Genomic DNA, 2512 nt, shown 5'->3' on the forward strand with positions numbered 1-2512 from the left:
CCCTACTCCCCACTCCCCACTCCCTAATTCTGAATATCAGGAGACTCATTAGAAGGGTTAATTTCCTTTGATAGGGGGCTGGGTGATTTTAAACCAGAATCGGAGCCATTCATCATAGAAGTAGCTTTGGTTTCCTGGGGTACAGACTTCCACCAAGACATGCGACTAGGTATGGGGGTGCGGGCTGGTTGTAGCCTTTGGAGAACATCCGCTAACTGTAATGCTTCCAGCGGTTTTGATTCCCGCAGCTTGTGCCAAACAGAGCGAGACATGAGTAAAGTATGCTCAATTCTCTGTCCCCCAATCTGTTCTAAATATTCTTCTCTTTCCGGTTGATAGTCAGCCGAAGTCAGTTTTAGCGACTGTTTCGGGAAGTTTTGGACAATCCGAGCCATTTGAGTTAGGAGTTCGGGATATAAATAGGTGTAGGCTGGATGAACGGTTAGCTGGGCTTCGTGAATTCGGCTACCATCGCGAGATAGCTTTATTTGAAAATAACCAATTGCTGCTTTGCGCTGAGGCTCAAAGACGTAAGCACTAACAACTTCAGTTTGCTCAATCCATTGTTGTATATGCTCGATCAATCCACGGAGAAAACCTGTTTTAAAATCTTGGAGGTGGCGATCGAAAACCTGACGCACCAAGGGTGGCATTGATGCTGTATCTAATTGATAGAGAAGTTGGGCATCAGCATTGCTGACTGGTAGGAGGTTGGGTAAATCTGGTTCGCGAGATGCTAGTTTTTCCAATTCTTCTGGGGCTATTTCCCAGTAAGTCAGTTGGGCTAGGGGTTGAAATCCGTTGTGGCGATAAACTCCTAGGGTATTTTTTTGGTGAATATTAACTTCTAGTAACCAGGTACGTGCCTCCCAAATTGTCTCAAAGCAATGGCGCAATAGTCCAGAGCCAATTTCCAGGGTAGGGGCATTTGGGGAGACTAACACCTGCTCGACTCGCCAGGTACTGCGGGTGCGATTGAATGGGGAAACTTTCATCACTCCCCGAATCTGTTGCTGAGTTTCCGCCACGTAAATACAGAAGTCATGCTGGGCAGGATTGGGGAACCAACTCAAACACATCAACAGCCCATACCATTCACGAATTTGCTGTAATTGGCGGATGAAAACTACCGTGCAACTGTTGCTGTCAATATCAGTTGCCTCTGTGGTTAGGTGTTCAACTGCCTCCAAATCGCTGTATTGAATGGGGCGGATCGCAGTCTTTGGGTTTTCCGGTGGAGATGATGAAGTCATTTTGGGTACAGATGGTTATCCAAAACTTTGACATTTCAGACTTTTTGGCTAACGGGCATGATAGAGTCCCGCTACACTGCCATCTTAAAATGTGGTAAGGGGACGATTGTTATAATTGAGAGTTTGACCTCAATAGAATAGCCATCCCTTATAGGCGTGGGAATGTTCGATATTTTTAATTATAGCTATATTGAGATCCTCTCCGCCTATAACTATTGAATCTGACTTCCTCTACTCTTGATCCGTAGCGTTAACTTGGTCTACCCTTTCTAGCTGCCAGAGAATTTGATTCCCTTCCCGCCGCACTCGTGACACAATCCAGTTGCGCCAATGCCAGTTGTCGCCCCGACTAGTTACGGCACTGGCGTTTACGTCCATTAAGTCAGCAAGTTCTGAACTACTGATGAGGTAGCCTTTGGTGGCAATTTCATCGGTGATGCGTAGAGTTTCTACCAGGTTACGAAGTTGATCTACTCTCACTTCGCGGGGTAATTCTTCCATTGCACCGATATATGAAGAATCTGTCGAATCTATCATGGTTAAGTCAGAGGTGGCAAGGCTCAATGGTACACTTTTGTAGGTTAACTCAGAAGATTGACGTGAATCTGCTACTCCTGTTACTGGTGAATTAATGATTTCCTTCAGGGTTTGGGGAGTCTCAATGCCAGGAGTTTGGTTTAGTGCTGGCGGCTTGCCACTGGCAAAGGTACGAGCTATTCTATCAGCTCGCTCATTTCCGCGATCGCCGTTATGTCCCCTGACGTATTGCCAATCTACCTGTGGCAAATTTAGCTCATCCAGAATTTCCCATAAATCTTGATTTAAAACAGGTTTCCCTTGGGCTGTTTGCCATCCTTTCTTTTTCCAACCTTTAATCCATTTTGTGATTCCGTTTTTCAGGTATTCGCTGTCGGTGTAGAGGGTAACTGGCTCTTTTTGACTACAGGCTTTGAGCATCTTCAATGCCTGGATTGCTCCTTGCATTTCCATGCGATTATTTGTGGTTTGAGCTTCGGCACCACCCATCTCGTAAACTGAACCATCTGTGAAATAAACTACTGTACCCCAGCCGCCGGGACCGGGATTGCCACTACAGGCTCCATCTGTGTAAAAGCTTTTGATTTGGCGAGTTTGGTGCATTCTTAATCGCGCTCGGTTATGGGTTACCAGTTTACAGCTAACCGAACCCCTCTTCTAGATCTAGGTGACATCCTCCCGCCACTGACCTGAGTACAGGTACAGTGGTTGCTCTCCAAGAA

The 2512-nt window shown here is 46.1% G+C and carries 2 protein-coding genes; both read right to left on the reverse strand.

Annotation, left to right across the window (positions count from 1 at the left end; genetic code table 11):
* Nucleotides 1–23: 23 nt before the first annotated feature.
* On the reverse strand, nucleotides 24–1253 hold the full coding sequence (locus tag NJ959_RS28455) for a GNAT family N-acetyltransferase (protein ID WP_254015127.1): 1230 nt from the start codon (nucleotides 1251–1253) through the stop codon (nucleotides 24–26).
* A 231-nt stretch (nucleotides 1254–1484) separates the two neighbouring features.
* Nucleotides 1485–2393, reverse strand: coding sequence for a ribonuclease HI (gene rnhA, locus NJ959_RS28460; RefSeq protein WP_254015128.1), 909 nt, complete (start codon nucleotides 2391–2393; stop codon nucleotides 1485–1487).
* Nucleotides 2394–2512: the final 119 nt, after the last annotated feature.

The sequence above is a fragment of the Limnofasciculus baicalensis BBK-W-15 genome (assembly GCF_024178385.1).
In the GTDB taxonomy this organism is placed as follows: domain Bacteria; phylum Cyanobacteriota; class Cyanobacteriia; order Cyanobacteriales; family Coleofasciculaceae; genus Limnofasciculus; species Limnofasciculus baicalensis.